The sequence below is a fragment of the Mucilaginibacter sp. SG564 genome, from assembly GCF_013149275.1.
In the GTDB taxonomy this organism is placed as follows: Bacteria; Bacteroidota; Bacteroidia; order Sphingobacteriales; family Sphingobacteriaceae; genus Mucilaginibacter.
Genome location: NZ_JABGNA010000022.1, coordinates 33,948 through 49,273, shown reverse-complemented (window position 1 = coordinate 49,273; position 15,326 = coordinate 33,948). Strand labels below are relative to the sequence as shown.

Here is a 15,326-nt window from a genome sequence, read left to right as displayed (position 1 = left end):
CAATAAGGGAAAAGTTATCTCTAAAAATGCCATAGCTGAACATTTATGGGGCGATGAAATGGATATGCATGATAATTTTGATTTTATTTATACCCACGTCAAAAACCTGCGCAGGAAACTGATGGATGCGGGGGGGAAGGATTATTTAACTTCTATTTATGGGATTGGTTATAAATTTATGGGGTAATGAAATTATCGGCACATTATACCAGGACGAGTATTTATATAACCTTGACCGTCTTACTGGCCGGGGCGATTATCTATTATTTTGCAATTAATTACATTGCTCAGCAACAACTGGACCAGGGGCTTCAGCAGCAATTGATAGAAGCAGAGGAGTATGTAAGGAGCAGTAACCAGGACCCGCAACAATATGACCTCGACCGTGATCATGCTGTATTTACCAGAACCAATGAGCAAAAATTGCAGAAACGTTTTTTTGATACTACCTATTTCAATCCAAAAGCGCAGCGAAAAGAAGCTGGACGTGCGGTTGAAGACCTAGTGAAATTAAAGCATACGAACTACAAAGTTGTTATAACCATTTCCAGAGCAGGGCAAAAATATCTCATAGAGGTTATTACCATCATTACATTAGTGCTGCTTGCAGGCCTTTTGTTGGTGTTATTTATTATCAATAAGTATATGCTCAATGGTCTTTGGAAACCATTTCAGTTGACTTTAAAAGAAATCAAGCAATTCAATATCGCAGATGTTGACCAGTTTAAAGGAAAACCAAGTAAGGTGACGGAATTTGCTGAACTGAACGAAGCTATTAGGGAAATGTCGTTAAGAGTTACCTATGATTACCTGAACCTGAAGCAATTTACGGAGAATGCCTCCCACGAAATGATGACGCCCTTGGCTGTAGTGACTACGAAACTGGATACACTGATCCAGGATGAAACATTAAGCGCCGGACAATTGGAGCAGATTACGGACATTTACGGGTCTATCAATAAATCCACCCGACTTAATCAATCGTTATTATTGCTGGCCAAACTGGAAAACAAATTGATTACTGATAATGAATCGATTAATCTGAAGACTGTGTTGTCGGAAAAAATGCTGCAGTTTCAAGAACTGATGCAAACTAAATACCTTTCGTTTGAGCATAATTTACAACCCAAACAGTTGCTGGCCAGTAAATACCTGGTCGACATCTTATTAAATAACCTCTTTAGTAATGCGATCAGGCATAATAACACTGGCGGCGTAGTTATTATTGAATTGCACGGAGAGCAATTATCCATTAAGAATACCGGAGCCAATTATTCATTAAATGAACAATTGATCTTCGAACGTTTTCAAAAAGGGAAAGAATCGCAGGGTACTGGTCTTGGATTAACGCTGGTTAAAAATATCTGTCAGCATTATGGTTATGGTATTCACTATGAGTATGATTCCGGGTGGCACACTTTTATCCTCAAGTTCTGAAAAACCTTAGGTAATCCAAGATTAAAAGTCCCTGTTCTGTCAATTTTTTAATACAATTAAGATCTACCATCCAACTACAATTTTGCTTCAGATTGCGGAGATAGTTTTAGGACGAATGTGATTTTACATGCGTTTTAAAGCTAAATACTAATGAAATATCTATGCTTGCTAATCCTTATGTTTTCTATCCTGAAACTTAAAGCACAGGACAATTATGAGATCCAGGTTTATGGTTCTGAAACAGTTGAAAAGGGTAGAACAATGTTGGAGCTGCACAGTAATTTTACCCTCAATGGAAGTAAAACTATCACTAATGGTGAGCTTCCAACAAATCATGTAGAACATGAAACCATTGAGATAACCCATGGCTGGACTACTTGGTTCGAAACCGGTTTTTATTTTTTCAATTCTGTGGGAGATGCCGGACGCACTGCTTACGTAGGCTCGCATATCAGACCAAGAGTTGCCGCACCGCAAAGCTGGAACTGGCCCATAGGTGTGAGTATTTCGACCGAATTTGGCTTTCAGAAAAGTGCATTTTCAGCAAATACCAGCACGTTGGAAATAAGACCCATTGTAGATAAAAAATGGAATAAATTTTATATTTCCATTAACCCAACACTGGAGAAAAGCTTTAAAGGCCCGGATGAAAACCGGGGATTTACCTTTTCACCTAATGTTAAAGGCAGCTATGATGTAACCAAAGTTGTTGCCCTCGGATTAGAATATTATGGTAGTACTGGGCCCTTTTTTCATTATGACATTTTCAAACAACAGGATCACCAGTTATTCGTAGCAACCGATCTAAATTTTGATCCGCAATGGGAATTTAATGGGGGAATAGGTTATGGCTTTACACAAAATGCAGATAAGGCCATTATCAAAATCATTATAGGCAGAAGGTTTTAAATAATCTCAACTCTTCATCAATTGCTACTTCATTTAAACAACGCAAAGCAACCCATGTTTAATCATCATCTTTTCTTTTCGAGGATAACAAAGGCACTGCGCTTGGGTGCCGGCATTACGGATCCCTCCCCTTTTACTGATTTTCCGATCACTTCATTCAAATCGAGATCGGGTACGGCATCCTCCTTGGCGAAATTGAATTGTTGTGAATGTTTAGAATCCCCACGGACATGCGGGGATTTGGTATCCTTTACTTTCTAGCAGAATTGGTTATCATCCATAGTTTAGTATAAATCTCCATTTTATGTATATTGCCAATTAAAGTCATGCAAATTGAAAGTTTTTGCTATGTAAATTGCAACTTTGTCTGTAATTTCATAAGAGATGAGCAAATTTATACCAAGGCAGATAGCACCTATTATTAAGGCCCAACAAACAAAATTTCCTGTTTTAGCTGTTACTGGTCCCCGGCAATCAGGTAAGACAACCTTATTAAAAGAGCTTTTTAGTGATTATCGTTATGTAACACTGGAAAATCCAAATACACGTTTATTCGCATTAGAAGATCCTATTGCTTTTTTGAATCAATACGATCAGAAAGTTATTTTGGATGAGGTGCAACGAGCGCCAGCTTTGTTTTCTTATATACAGAGCAGGGTTGATGAATCCAAAATAATGGGACAATATATTCTATCGGGCTCACAAAACTTCCATTTGTTAAATAGCATTACTCAAACCCTGGCCGGCAGGATAGCCCTATTCAAATTACTCCCTTTGGATTTTACTGAATTAAAGCGTGATGACTTGTTAGCAGATTCCTATATCCAAACCTGCGTTAAGGGTTTCTATCCGGTACCCGATCTTTATAACTCGGCAACAATGAATGTCACGGCTTACTCGTCCAGGCTAATATCTAAATTGTTAAAAAGTGTTAAAACTATTTGAAATTTTTTGGCTGATTTTTTTCTTTGAACCATCAATTTTTAAACATTAAACCATTATCGAAAAAGCATTTTTGAAAGCTATCATTAACCATTTTAGTTGTTAGATCATGTTACCCCAAATCACTATTACCCATTTAAGCGTAGCGCGCAGATTTACATTTCTTTTATTATTTCTGGTATCCGCCTTCGAATCACAGGCACAACAACCAGTCACCTGGCCGGCTGGCAAGTCGGGCTTTACCGCCAAACTGATGAACATCGAGGCCGCAACCAATGAAACCTTCCGTTACAGCACGACGCTCCATAACGGCTCGGCCAGCGCCAAGATCTACGAACTTAAAACCGATATTCCCTTTGGCTGGGCAATCGCTTATAAAGTGGACGGTAGCCAGGTAACTTCCATTAATATGGATGCCGGCAAAACCCAGGATATCGCCATCGAGATTAATGCCACGGCTACCGCCTCCCCGAAAAAATACAAGGTTCCGATCAGGGCCGTATCCGGTTCCGATACCCTATCGCTGAACCTGGAAGCCGTAGTTAAAGGCTCCTACAGCTTGACATTAAGCACACCTACCGGAAGATTAAGCGACGAAGTAACCTCGGGCAGCCAAAAAGAGTTGCAGCTAACCGTCAAAAATACCGGCTCCCTGCCGTTGAATGACCTGCAGGTTACCGCACAATTGCCTACCGGCTGGGAATCTACTTTTGAACCCGCGAGTATCAAACAACTGGAAGCCGGGAAAACCATCGATGTTAAAGCGACCGTAAAAGTGCCGGACAAAACCATTGCCGGGGACTATGCTGCTAATTTTTCGGCAACTAATAGCAATACCAACTCACAGATCGCTTTCCGACTGGCGGTCAAAACGTCCTTGCTTTCCGGCTGGATCGGCGTTTTGGTCATTCTATTGGCCATTGGCATCGTTTATTATCTCATTCGTAAATATGGCAGAAGATAAAATAGCCAATCCATTTTTTACCAATGAAAGATCCTATTATACAATTAAAGGGCTTAACCAAACAGTATGGCGCTGTTAAAGCGGTAGATGGTTTAAACCTTGATATAAACAAGGGCGAGATCTTCGGATTGCTGGGGCCTAATGGCGCAGGCAAAACTACCACCATATTGATGATGCTCGGGCTTACCGACCCGACGAGCGGTACCGCTTTTGTTTGCGGGCATAACGCTACCAGCAACCCTATTTCGGTTAAGAAAAAAGTGGGTTATATGCCTGATAGCGTCGGTTTTTATGATAACATGACCGCGCTGGAAAACCTGGTGTATATCGGCAGACTGAACGGCGTACCGGAAAATGAACTAAAAAAGCGTTCGGCCGAAGTGCTGGAGATTGTGGGACTTGCTGCAGACCAACATAAAAAGACTTCGGCTTTTTCCCGAGGCATGAAACAGCGACTTGGTCTGGCCGATGTGCTGATCAAGAACCCCGAGGTCATTATCCTGGATGAGCCAACGCTTGGTATAGACCCAACCGGCGTAAGAGACTTTTTGGCGCTCATCAAACAGTTGAGCCGGCAGCAGGGACTTACCGTTTTACTCTCATCGCACCATTTACACCACGTCCAACAGGTGTGCGACCGGGTTGGGATTTTTGTGAAGGGCCAATTGCTGGCACAGGGAGATATCGGCGCGCTGTCCGGTCAACTATTCGGCGCCGATAGCCATGTCACTTCAATCAGGGTAGCACAACCCGTTTCACAACCCTGGCAGCAGGAGCCGGAACTCCAGGCATGGGAAGCCATTACCCAGATTCGCATCCACGAAAATGAACTGGAATTTACCAGCAGCCGCGATGTAACTGCAGCTCTTGTTCGCTTTCTGGTTGGAAAAGGCTACGATGTAATCGGTGTCAATCAAAAAAATTATGGACTCGACGATATTTACCAGAAATATTTTGAATCAAATAGTACTAAAAATACAAGCTATGAAAAGTCAATCTCTTGATCCGGGGCCTTTTGGAGTTATGATTCATAAGGAAATAGCTGATCATATACGCAGCTGGCGCTTCAGCATACTGATTGCGCTTATTGTGCTTACTTTTATCGCCGCGATGTACGTATCGCTGGCGAATATCAAATCAGCAATAGGAAATACAAAAGATCCGGATCATCTTTTTTTATATCTGAAATTGTTAACCACAACCGATAATTCCATCCCGCCATTTCATGTGTTCCTGAGTTTTCTGGCACCGTTACTGGGTATCTGTTTAGGTTTTGACGCTGTTAATTCCGAGCAGAACAGCGGTACTTTGACCCGCCTGATGGCGCAGCCCATTTACCGGGATAATTTGCTGCTGGCGAAATTTGTGAGCGCCCTGGTTATCGTTAGCGGTTTGTTTGTTGCATTAGCTTTGCTGATGATAGGCGGTGGATTAGTATTGACCGGTGTGCGCATGGAGCCGCAGGAGCTGCTTCGCATACTGGGGTTTATTGTGATCACTATTGTTTATGTGGCTTTTTGGTTAAGTTTATCCATCGTGCTTTCCATCCTGTTTAAGCAAGCGGCAACTTCTGCACTTACGGCCATCGGGATCTGGTTATTCTTTACAATATTTTACCAAATTGTCATTAATCTTATTGTCAAGTCCTTCTTACCTGATCCAGCTTATCTTAGCCAGGCAGAAATCATCAGTTATAATGATCTTATTTTGAATCTGCAACGCATCGCCCCTAATCAGCTTTACTCAGATGCCGTTACGACTTTGCTGATGCCATCGGTTCGCAGCCTTGGTCCTGTAACCATGGAGCAAATGGCGGGCGCCATACCAGCGCCATTGCCGTTTAAGGAAAGTGTCATGATCGTATGGCCGCAAGTAAGCGGTTTAATGGCATCAACAGCAGGGTGTTTTGCATTTGCTTATTATTTTTTCATGCGGCGTGAGATACGTAGCTGATGAGAGATCAAATGGTGTAAGAAGTATGGGTAGATAAACTCCGTTTGATTTAACCCAGACAAGTCTGTTTGGAATGAGTACTTTGAATCCAGTGTTGGGTTTCGCCGAACAGTTCTGTCTGTTTTTATTGAAACTTAGCAGGAACGGAACAGGTAAGCGCCACCGAACGGGCCGCACATAAAGAAAAAAATGATCGCCAGCCGCAGCCTGATGCGCGATTTAAGCAAAGGCCGGTCAGTGTTTGATTTTTGCAATACCTGCGCCAACTCGATACAGAGATCAGTAAAGGTGCCCGTCAAGTGGGCGGTACTGACTAAAGAACCGGAAATAATGGAAACCAAGGCGTTTTGAATGCACATCGCAAAAAGCAGGCCGACTACAAACATTTTCTTAGCCAGCAGACTGCCATGATAACGGTAACCAAGCAAGGCCACCGGTAGCAAAATAATTATAAATAAACCGACAATGCTTTTTCAAAATTAATTCCTTAAGTTTGACTTATTAGATAATGTTCTTTCCAAAATTCGCTAAAATAGAATCAGTGTTATAGGGTAACATTTAGGGTGACAAAGGCGATAATGGATTTTATAATTACTTCACAATAAGGAATATAGTAGCGCATGGGTAAGCCAAAACCGGTCCCGTCCATTCCGCTTCATCAATTGCAAAAGCCTTCAAATGATATCATTTGAAGGCTTTTTGTTTTTAGGCTAAATACTTTTCTAAGAAGCATAAGAAGAACGATTCATAATAATCTTATTGAAGATCCCATATTCCCGCCGAACGTTCTAGCGTGATCAATGCAGCTGCGTAATTGTATAAAGATTGATAGTAGCTCTCTTGTAAGTCGTTGTAGGTTCGCTGGGCATTCAAAACTTCCAGCAAGGAAGTCTCACCCCGTTTGTAGCTGTATATTTTACCATTCAGCACTTTCTCGGCATCTGCTATTAAACCGTTTTTGTATTGTTGAACTTGTTTTTGAGCTGATTTGTAATTGAAATACGATTGAGTCACATCTGCCTGGATCTGCTGTAAAACCTGGTGGTATTGAACGGCTGCCTGTTGAATGGTAAAATGAGCCGCTTTCAGATCTCCTTTGTAATGATTGGAGAACTTTAATGGTACACTGAGTCCTGCATTAACGGAGTGATAGGTAGGAGTAGGAGCAATTTCATTGGTAGATGCGCCGCTAAATTGCATGCCAGTGTTGATCCCTAAATCAATTATCCGGTTTGCTTTTACGAGCGACAGGTTTTTTTCGGCAACAGTTTTACTGTTTTGAGCAGCTACAGCATCGGCCCTGTTGTTTTGGGCGTTATTAATTAATTGCGCCAGTACGAATGTTCGTTCCAGGTTATCGGAATTTTTAACTGGAACAAATAAGGTGTCCATATTTTTATTCCCGGTAAATACACTCAATTGTACCAGAGCAGATTTCCAATCGGATTCATTTTGTATAACGGAATTCAAAAAACTGCTGGCTTCTAATTTTGATTGCCTGGCATCTATTTGAGCGATGGCGCCAAGCTTAAAACGGATAGAATCGGCATCAGCAAGGCGTTTCATGGTTTGATAAGAGTTTTCCTGTACCACAAGAAAATCCTTTTGCCGAATAGCGTTATAATAAGCCATAGCGGCATCAGCTCTCAGGTTCCGGAGGTAATCGGTTAGTAAAGCTTTGCTCAATTCTGCCTGACTTTTAGCCAGGTTAATCCTGGCGCTACGCTTTCCGCCTAATTCAAGCGTAGTTCCCAAACTAAAATTTACACCCTGGCCTAAATGTAGTTTTGATTCCTGGTTGTTATAGGCGCCCACAGATAGCTGAGGATCTGGAAAAATTTTGGCACTTTCTATACCCGCTTCGGCAATACTTACATTATATTGTTGTGCAAGCAATCCCAGGTTTTGTTTGCCCACCAGATTGAGATATGGAATAAGTGAAATGTTCTTTGAGTACGTTAAAATAGTATCTATTTGCGCGTAAACATTAACGGCAATACCAAGGGTAAATGCGAACGTTAAAATGTATTTGATGATGTATTTCATAAATATTTATGATTAAGCTTCTTGGATTGATAGTTGAAAATCACGGCTACCCCATTTGCTTTCTATGAGGTAATACAAAGCCGGCAAAACAAACAGGGTAATAGCGGTGGCTACAAAAAGACCGTAAACAATTACTGTTGCTAATGGCCTTTGTACATCAGAGCCAATGCCTGTAGCTAACGAGGCTGGCAGCAGACCTAAAGCCGCAACGGTAGCTGTCATCAATACCGGGCGGAAACGATGCCTGGTGCCTTGTATTACAGCCTGGAGTATATCGGAGCCTTTTTTGCGCAGATCATTAATATGCGAAATCAAAATAACACCGTTTTGTATAGCAACACCAAATAAGGCGATAAAACCTACTGCCGAAGATACGTTCAGCGTCATGTCGCGCACGTTGAGGGCTAGCATACCACCAAATAAAGCCAGTGGAACAATGCTTAAGATAAGTCCCGCCTGCCTGAATTTGCCGAAAGCCCCATAAAGCAGCAGGAACATGATGGCCAAGGCCAGAGGCACAATAACTGCCAGTTTTGCGTAGGCCCTGTTTTGGTTTTCAAACTGACCTCCCCATGCTATCTGGTATTTTTCTTTGTCGTATTTAACCTGCTGGTTTATTTTTGCCTGTGCTTCTGCTAAAAAGGTTGATAAATCTATTCCCCTTAAATTAAGGCGAACAGTAAGCTGGCGGCGATTCATTTCCCTGGAAATGGAGCTTTCTCCAATATCCGTTTTTATTTCGGCCACCTGCGATAAAGGTATTTTGGCCCCTGATTGAGAAGTGAGCATCAGGTTGGCGATTTTTTCGGGAGTATTTCGGCTCTCTTCTTTGTAGCGGCAAATCACATCGTAAACCTTATCTGATATAAAAACCTGGGCTATGGCTTTACCACCGATAGCCACCTCAATTAACTCTGCTACATCACTCATGTTGAGCCCGTATCTTGCCACAGCATCGCGATTTACTTGGATCTGCAATTGCGGAAGTGGTGGTTCTTGGTCAATAGCGATATCAACCGCGCCTTTTATGGTTTGTAGTGTAGATACAGCTGCTTCGGCAATACGGCGGGTTTCTTTGAAATCATTGCCAAATACCTTCAATACCAATTCGCTGTGGGCTCCGGCAATTTTATCCATTACACCATCGATCATGGGCTGTGTAAAAGCGACTGAATAACCGGGCATAGCGGCATATTCTTTTGATAATTCATTGATCAGGTCATACTTGGTTTTGCCGCCTTCCCATTCGTTGTATGGTTTTAAGCCTACTGAGACCTCAAAGTGTGAAGGGGTAAAATAATCTGTGCCATCATCATTACGACCAGCCTGAACCGTTACATAAGTAATTTCGGGATGTTTAAGTGTGGCTGCTCTTAAGGCATCGCTCATTTGCTGCGACTTTTGAAGTGTTATGCCCGGCGGTAAAGAAACTTGCAGCCAGATGGAGCCTTCATCCAGAGGAGGTAAAAAATCCTTACCCACGGTTATCGACAAAATAATCGCACCTGCGAAAGCCAGTGCCAAAGGAATGAAAACCCACTTGGGTTTATTCATGATCTTAGTGATCCGGTTTTCATATTTGGCCGACAGGTACTCCAGCCATTTGTTATGGTAAAGCTTCCTTGGTTTACGGTACACTGCATAGGCTAAACCCGGAATAAGCAATAAGGCTACGGCTAATGCACCCAAAAGCGCGTAGCCTACCGTGAAGGCCATCGGGGTAAAAAGTTTCTTCTCTACACGTTCAAAAGAGAACAAGGGCAGATATGCGGTAATGATGATAATGGTAGAAAACAGGATAGGTTTTGCTACTTCGAGGGCTCTTGTACTTATACTTGCTTCTCCCAGTACTTCACCGGGATTTTTTTCTCTTTTTTTAAGAATGGTTTCCATCATCACGATGGCGCCATCTACAATGATCCCAAAGTCAATTGCTCCCAGGGAAAGCAGGTTAGCCGGGATATTGGTAAATTTCATCAAAATAAAGGCGACCAATAGAGCCAAAGGAATGGTAATAACCACAATGAGCGCGCCACGCCAGTTACCCAAAAATACAATGAGCACAATGATCACCAGGGCCATCCCTTCCAGCAGCGTATGGGAAACGGTATCCAGGGTTTTATTGATGAGGTTTGTACGGTCGAGATATGGTCTGATCGTAACACCTTCGGGAAGTATATTCTTATTGAGGTTATCAACGGCCTGGTGTATACCTTCCAGAACAACAGATGGGTTCTGCCCCTTCAGCATCACTACGATCCCTTCTATACCATCGTTATGATCAATCTTTCTGTCGGTATAACCCAGTACCCCTTTACGCTCCAGGGTACCGAATTTAAGCTCACCTATATCTTTGATCAAAACAGGTACGCCGCTAACCGATTTAACTACAACATCACCGAGTCCCTGAAGATCTTTAACCAATCCTATTCCGCGCACCACATATCCCTGTTCGCCACGGTTTAAAACACTGCCACCGGCGTTGGTATTGTTGTTGTTGATGGCGGTTTGCACATCGGTAAGCGAAAGATGATATTGAGCCAGTTTGTCCGGATCAATCTCTACCTGGAATTGTGTAGTAATGCCACCGAAATTGGCTACATCGGCCACGCCGGTAACTTGCTTGATGCGGGGAATGATCACCCATTGCTGCAGATCAGTCAAAGCCCTTAGATCATGGTTGGTGCTTTCAATGATATACCGGTATACTTCACCAGTTGGTGAGGTTAAGGGGTCAAGACCAGGAACGGCGCTAAACGGCAGCTGAACGCCGGCCAGGCGCTCCTGGATCCTTTGCCGGGCCCAATAATCGTCAACCCCATCATCAAATACCAGTGTGATGAGGGAAAGACCAAAGATGCTGCGGCTACGCATTACGTGCATGCCCGGCAAACCATTTAATGCGCGTTCAATAGGTATGGTGATCTGTTGCTCCACCTCTTCGGCTGCCAGGCCTGGAACCTGTGTTACTACCTGTGAAGTTACATCAGCAATATCGGGATAGGCTTCAATAGACAACTGTTTCCAGGAGTAGTAACCAAAGAAAGCCAGCAATACAAATAAGGCCACAAAAAGCCAACGCTTTTTTATCGCGGTAAATATTAGTTTTTTCATGTTATGTGAGTTATAGGTTTACCGGGCTTCCAGCAAGTAAAAGCCGCCTTCTGAAATGATCTCTTCGCCGCTTTTTAAGCCGGAGGTGATGACTACGCGGTCATTGTCGTTTCCGCCGGTTACTACTTTTCGTTTGATATATTTTCCGTCGGACGAAGTCACAAAAACGAAATTGGTTCCGCTCATTTGTAACAGAGCAGTTTGAGGAATAAGGACGGCAGATGTAGGGGCGTCAATGAAATCAACAGTGGCATACATGCCGGGTTTAAGTGTATGGTCATTATTGTTGCACTCTATAAGCACCTGTACACTTCGGGTATCATCATCAACCATATCATTTACGTGATATACTTTTCCTTTGAGGTGTTTCCCGGGCAGGGCAGATACCTGAATGTCGCACTTATCATGCTCATGTACATAGCGTATGTCTTTTTCTTTCACTTGCCCGGCTATCCATACTTTTGACAGATCGGCTATGGTGGCCACACTGGCGGCATCATCTTTTATAAATTGTCCCAGTACCACCTTGTTATCCACCACTTCGCCGGTAATGGGAGCATGTACCACCAATGGCTGACCCAGGGATAGTTTTTCAGGATCGGCTTTGAATATCTTAATACCGATAACCGCATTTTCATACTCTTTTTTTTCAACCACATAAGCGGTTTGGGCTTCTTCCAGATCTTTTTGCGTGCCTACGCCGTTTGCCATCAGATCCTGTTGCCGTTTTAAGGTTTTCTGGGTCTGCAGCATCTGTGATTTTTCCTGGAAAAAGATCTTTTGCGCGGTTATAAAATCCGGTGAGCTGATCTCAAACAGTGGTGTTGATGGTGTGGTTTTCATGCCTAAGTGCAAATACGTTTTGGTAACCCTCCCCTGAAAAGGGGGCGCTATTTCGGCGTATTGCGTTGGGATAGCTTTGATAACACCTGTTGTGATGACCTGTAAACTGTAAGGTTCGTTTTTTAAGGTAGTTGTTTTAAGCTTGTCTTTTAAATGGGAATGAGGGGCGACAGTAATGGTATCGCCCTTTACTGTAAGTAAATTAACGTATTGTTCTGTGCTATGTTCATGGCACGAGACGGCCATGAGCCCTGTGCATATGGCGCACAGGACTACATAAAAATTGTTTTTCATCATGTTGAATTATAGGGGTTTAAATATGTTATGAGTGTTGTGTTGCTGAATGGCCCTCCCCGGATCTTTGCGCCTTGTTCCTGAAATACTTATTGCATCAAAGCCATTGATTGAATTTTTTAATGTACCAGGTTTTAACCAATTGAGTGAGTATACAGTAGGCTGTCAGTATGCCAATTAACCAGGGGAAATAAATCAGCGGCAGCGGCTGCATCTTTAAACTTTCGGCAAATGACGAAAACGGGATCAGGATACCTATCAGCATAATCATTGAAGTTAACGCGATGATAGGAGCAGTAGCCCAGCTTTGTATGAAGGGTATCTTGCGTGTCCGGATCATGTGTACGATGAGCGTTTGAGATAATAAACCTTCGATAAACCACCCGCTTTGAAACAACTGCTGATGAGCCTGGCTATTGGCCTTGAATACAAAGAACATAACCGCGAAAGTGGCATAATCAAAAATGGAACTGATAGGGCCGATGTACAGCATAAACCGGGTGATGCCCGATGCATCCCATTTTTTGGGTTTCTCGATAAATTCCTCATCCATAGTATCCCAGGGAATAGATATCTGCGATACATCATACAGCAAATTCTGAACAAGGATCTGAACCGGAAGCATGGGCAGGAAAGATAGCAGCGCGCTTGCACCCAACATGCTGAACATGTTGCCAAAATTGCTGCTGGCGGTCATTTTAATATATTTGATGATGTTGCCGAAAGTCCTGCGGCCATAGATCACACCTTTGCGCAGAACCATCAGATCCTTTTCGAGCAGAATAATGTCGGCGCTTTCTTTGGCGATATCCACAGCCGTATCTACAGATATACCTACATCGGCATCCCTTAAAGCAGCCGCGTCATTGATGCCATCGCCCATGAAGCCAACAGTATGCCCTTTGGACTGTAATATTTTAACCACCCGTGCTTTTTGCAGCGGACTAAGTTTGGCGAGGATAGAAACATCATCTACCTGGTGTTTCAGCTCGTCATCGCTCATTTGTTCTACGTCGCTTCCAAGCAGGATCCGGCTGTAAGGGATACCTACATCGCGGCAGATCTTTTTGGTAACGATCTCATTATCCCCGGTAAGCACTTTCACATTAACGCCAAGCTTTTGTAAGGCCTCGATGGAGGTTTTTGCCGATGGCTTTGCGGGATCAAGAAATCCGATAAAACCGGTAAGGATCATATCTTTTTCATCATCTACAGAATAGGTGAGGGCGCGGTCGTCAAATTCTTTAATAGCCACCAATAAAACCCGCAGACCCTCGGCATTTAACTTTTTAGAAGTATTGAGGATCATGTTTCTCCGGTTTTCATCCATCGGCATAACCTTGTCTGATTCGATATGCAGCTGTTTATCCTCACCGGGGTCAAATGCGTAATTACACAAATCCAGCATCTCCTCTACAGCGCCTTTGCATATGAGTAAATGTTTACCGTTTCGTTGTTTTAAGATAACAGACATCCGGCGGCGCTGAAAATCGAAAGGGATCTCGTCAACTTTTAAATAGTATTCTTCTACTTTTAGGTATTCATGAATTTCTATATGCTCCAGGACAGCCACATCCAATAAGTTTTTGAGGCCGGTTTGGTGAAAACTATTGAGATAGGCCCACTTTAATACTTCCTCATCCTCGTCTCCAAAAATGTTCAGATGTTTTTCCAGCACAATTTTATCCATGGTTAATGTGCCTGTTTTGTCGGTGCACAGAATATCCATGGCGCCTATGTTTTGAATGGCGCTAAGCCGTTTAATGATCACCTTTCTTTTGCTCATGTTAACGGCGCCTTTAGCCAGGTTGGCGGTTACAATCATGGGCAGCATTTCGGGAGTTAACCCTACAGCAACCGCAATGGCAAATAGGAGAGCTTCCCACCAGTTACCTTTAACAAAGCCGTTGATTAGGAATATCAGGGGAACCATCACCATCATGAAGCGGATGAGCAAATAGCTTACCTTGTTTACACCCTTATCAAAACTGGTTTCGGCCCGTTTGCCAACAATGTCTTTACTAAGCGAACCAAAATAGGTTTGATTGCCGGTGTTTACGCAAATGGCCATAGCCGAACCGCTCACCACATTGGTGCCCATAAAGCATATATTATCCAGATCCAGCAAGGGTTTACTTTCGGCATCTCGAATAGGCAAGCTCCTTTTTTCAACCGGCAAAGATTCGCCGGTTAACATGGCCTGGCTTACAAAAAGGTCCTTGGATTGCATGATGCGGCAATCCGCCGGGATCATATCTCCGGCCGAAAGAAATACAATATCACCCGGTACCAGTTTTTTAATATCGAATTCTTTTTTACCAACTGATTTCCGTAAAACGGTTGCTGTGGTAGTAACCATGCTTTTCAGCTGTTCAGCAGCCCGGTTGCTCCGATATTCCTGAACAAAGCGTAATATGGCGCTGGTCATCACCATAATACCAACCATGAACACGGTTTTATAATCAGCTTCTCCGGGTTTGGCCAGCCAGACATCCAGTATAAATGATATGGCCGCTATAATTAATAAGATACCAATGAAGGGATTAATAAAAGCCTCAACCAGTTGCCTGAACCAGGATGGCGCTTTTTCATGATGCACTTCATTCAACCCAAATCTGTCCAAACGATCCTTAGCCTGGGCTAAGGACAATCCTTCCGCACTGCTATCCAGCATGGCCAGAAAAAAATCCTGATCGTGGCTTGAGGCATTTTTGAGTTTGGTTGCTGCAGCGTCTTCATTACCGCTCAACAGGATTTTTTTACTGTCGGCGGCTACTTTTCTTAGGGAGGCTTTATTGATAGTGAGCATTACTTAATATTTTAT

General features: G+C 43.0%; 12 protein-coding genes. 7 read left to right on the top strand and 5 right to left on the bottom strand.

The annotated features are described in order from the left end of the window. The 7 genes from FHW89_RS27785 to FHW89_RS27755 all read left to right on the top strand — a co-directional run. Window positions 1–187 (top strand): winged helix-turn-helix domain-containing protein (locus FHW89_RS27785; protein WP_172338308.1); only part of this gene is annotated, 187 nt, incomplete at its 5' end. Then, a complete protein-coding gene (locus tag FHW89_RS27780) occupies window positions 187–1,437 on the top strand; it encodes a HAMP domain-containing sensor histidine kinase (RefSeq protein ID WP_172338307.1) in 1,251 nt (416 codons plus the stop codon). The genes FHW89_RS27785 and FHW89_RS27780, both read left to right, overlap by 1 nt. 150 nt (window positions 1,438–1,587) lie before the next feature. Further along, window positions 1,588–2,346, top strand: coding sequence for a hypothetical protein (locus FHW89_RS27775; protein WP_172338306.1), 759 nt, complete (start codon window positions 1,588–1,590; stop codon window positions 2,344–2,346). Window positions 2,347–2,730: 384 nt separating this feature from the next. Further along, window positions 2,731–3,291 carry an ATP-binding protein gene (locus FHW89_RS27770; protein ID WP_172338305.1) on the top strand — a complete coding sequence of 187 codons (561 nt, stop codon included), beginning with the start codon at window positions 2,731–2,733 and terminating at the stop codon, window positions 3,289–3,291. Window positions 3,292–3,397: 106 nt separating this feature from the next. Beyond that, window positions 3,398–4,252 (top strand): NEW3 domain-containing protein, encoded by an 855-nt coding sequence (locus tag FHW89_RS27765; protein ID WP_172338304.1) that lies wholly within the window; start codon window positions 3,398–3,400, stop codon window positions 4,250–4,252. Between the two features lie 23 nt (window positions 4,253–4,275). After that, window positions 4,276–5,256: an ABC transporter ATP-binding protein gene (locus FHW89_RS27760; RefSeq protein WP_172338303.1), complete on the top strand. Its 981-nt coding sequence runs from the start codon at window positions 4,276–4,278 to the stop codon at window positions 5,254–5,256. Beyond that, window positions 5,237–6,205, top strand: coding sequence for an ABC transporter permease (locus FHW89_RS27755; RefSeq protein ID WP_172338302.1), 969 nt, complete (start codon window positions 5,237–5,239; stop codon window positions 6,203–6,205). Before FHW89_RS27760 ends, FHW89_RS27755 begins: the two co-directional genes overlap by 20 nt. Before the next feature lie 134 nt (window positions 6,206–6,339). Here the strand turns inward: FHW89_RS27755 and FHW89_RS27750 are convergent, their stop codons facing one another. From FHW89_RS27750 to mgtA, 5 genes are all read right to left on the bottom strand, one after another. Next, a complete protein-coding gene (locus FHW89_RS27750; protein ID WP_371742499.1) occupies window positions 6,340–6,657 on the bottom strand; it encodes a DUF1275 family protein in 318 nt (105 codons plus the stop codon). Window positions 6,658–6,961: 304 nt separating this feature from the next. After that, complete coding sequence (locus tag FHW89_RS27745; protein WP_172338301.1) at window positions 6,962–8,251, bottom strand: TolC family protein; 1,290 nt, start codon at window positions 8,249–8,251, stop codon at window positions 6,962–6,964. 12 nt (window positions 8,252–8,263) lie between these two features. Next, complete coding sequence (locus FHW89_RS27740; RefSeq protein ID WP_172338300.1) at window positions 8,264–11,365, bottom strand: efflux RND transporter permease subunit; 3,102 nt, start codon at window positions 11,363–11,365, stop codon at window positions 8,264–8,266. A gap of 18 nt (window positions 11,366–11,383) precedes the next feature. After that, window positions 11,384–12,505 (bottom strand): efflux RND transporter periplasmic adaptor subunit, encoded by a 1,122-nt coding sequence (locus FHW89_RS27735; RefSeq protein ID WP_172338299.1) that lies wholly within the window; start codon window positions 12,503–12,505, stop codon window positions 11,384–11,386. Window positions 12,506–12,599: 94 nt separating this feature from the next. After that, window positions 12,600–15,311: a magnesium-translocating P-type ATPase gene (gene mgtA / locus FHW89_RS27730; protein WP_172338298.1), complete on the bottom strand. Its 2,712-nt coding sequence runs from the start codon at window positions 15,309–15,311 to the stop codon at window positions 12,600–12,602. Window positions 15,312–15,326 lie beyond the last annotated feature (15 nt).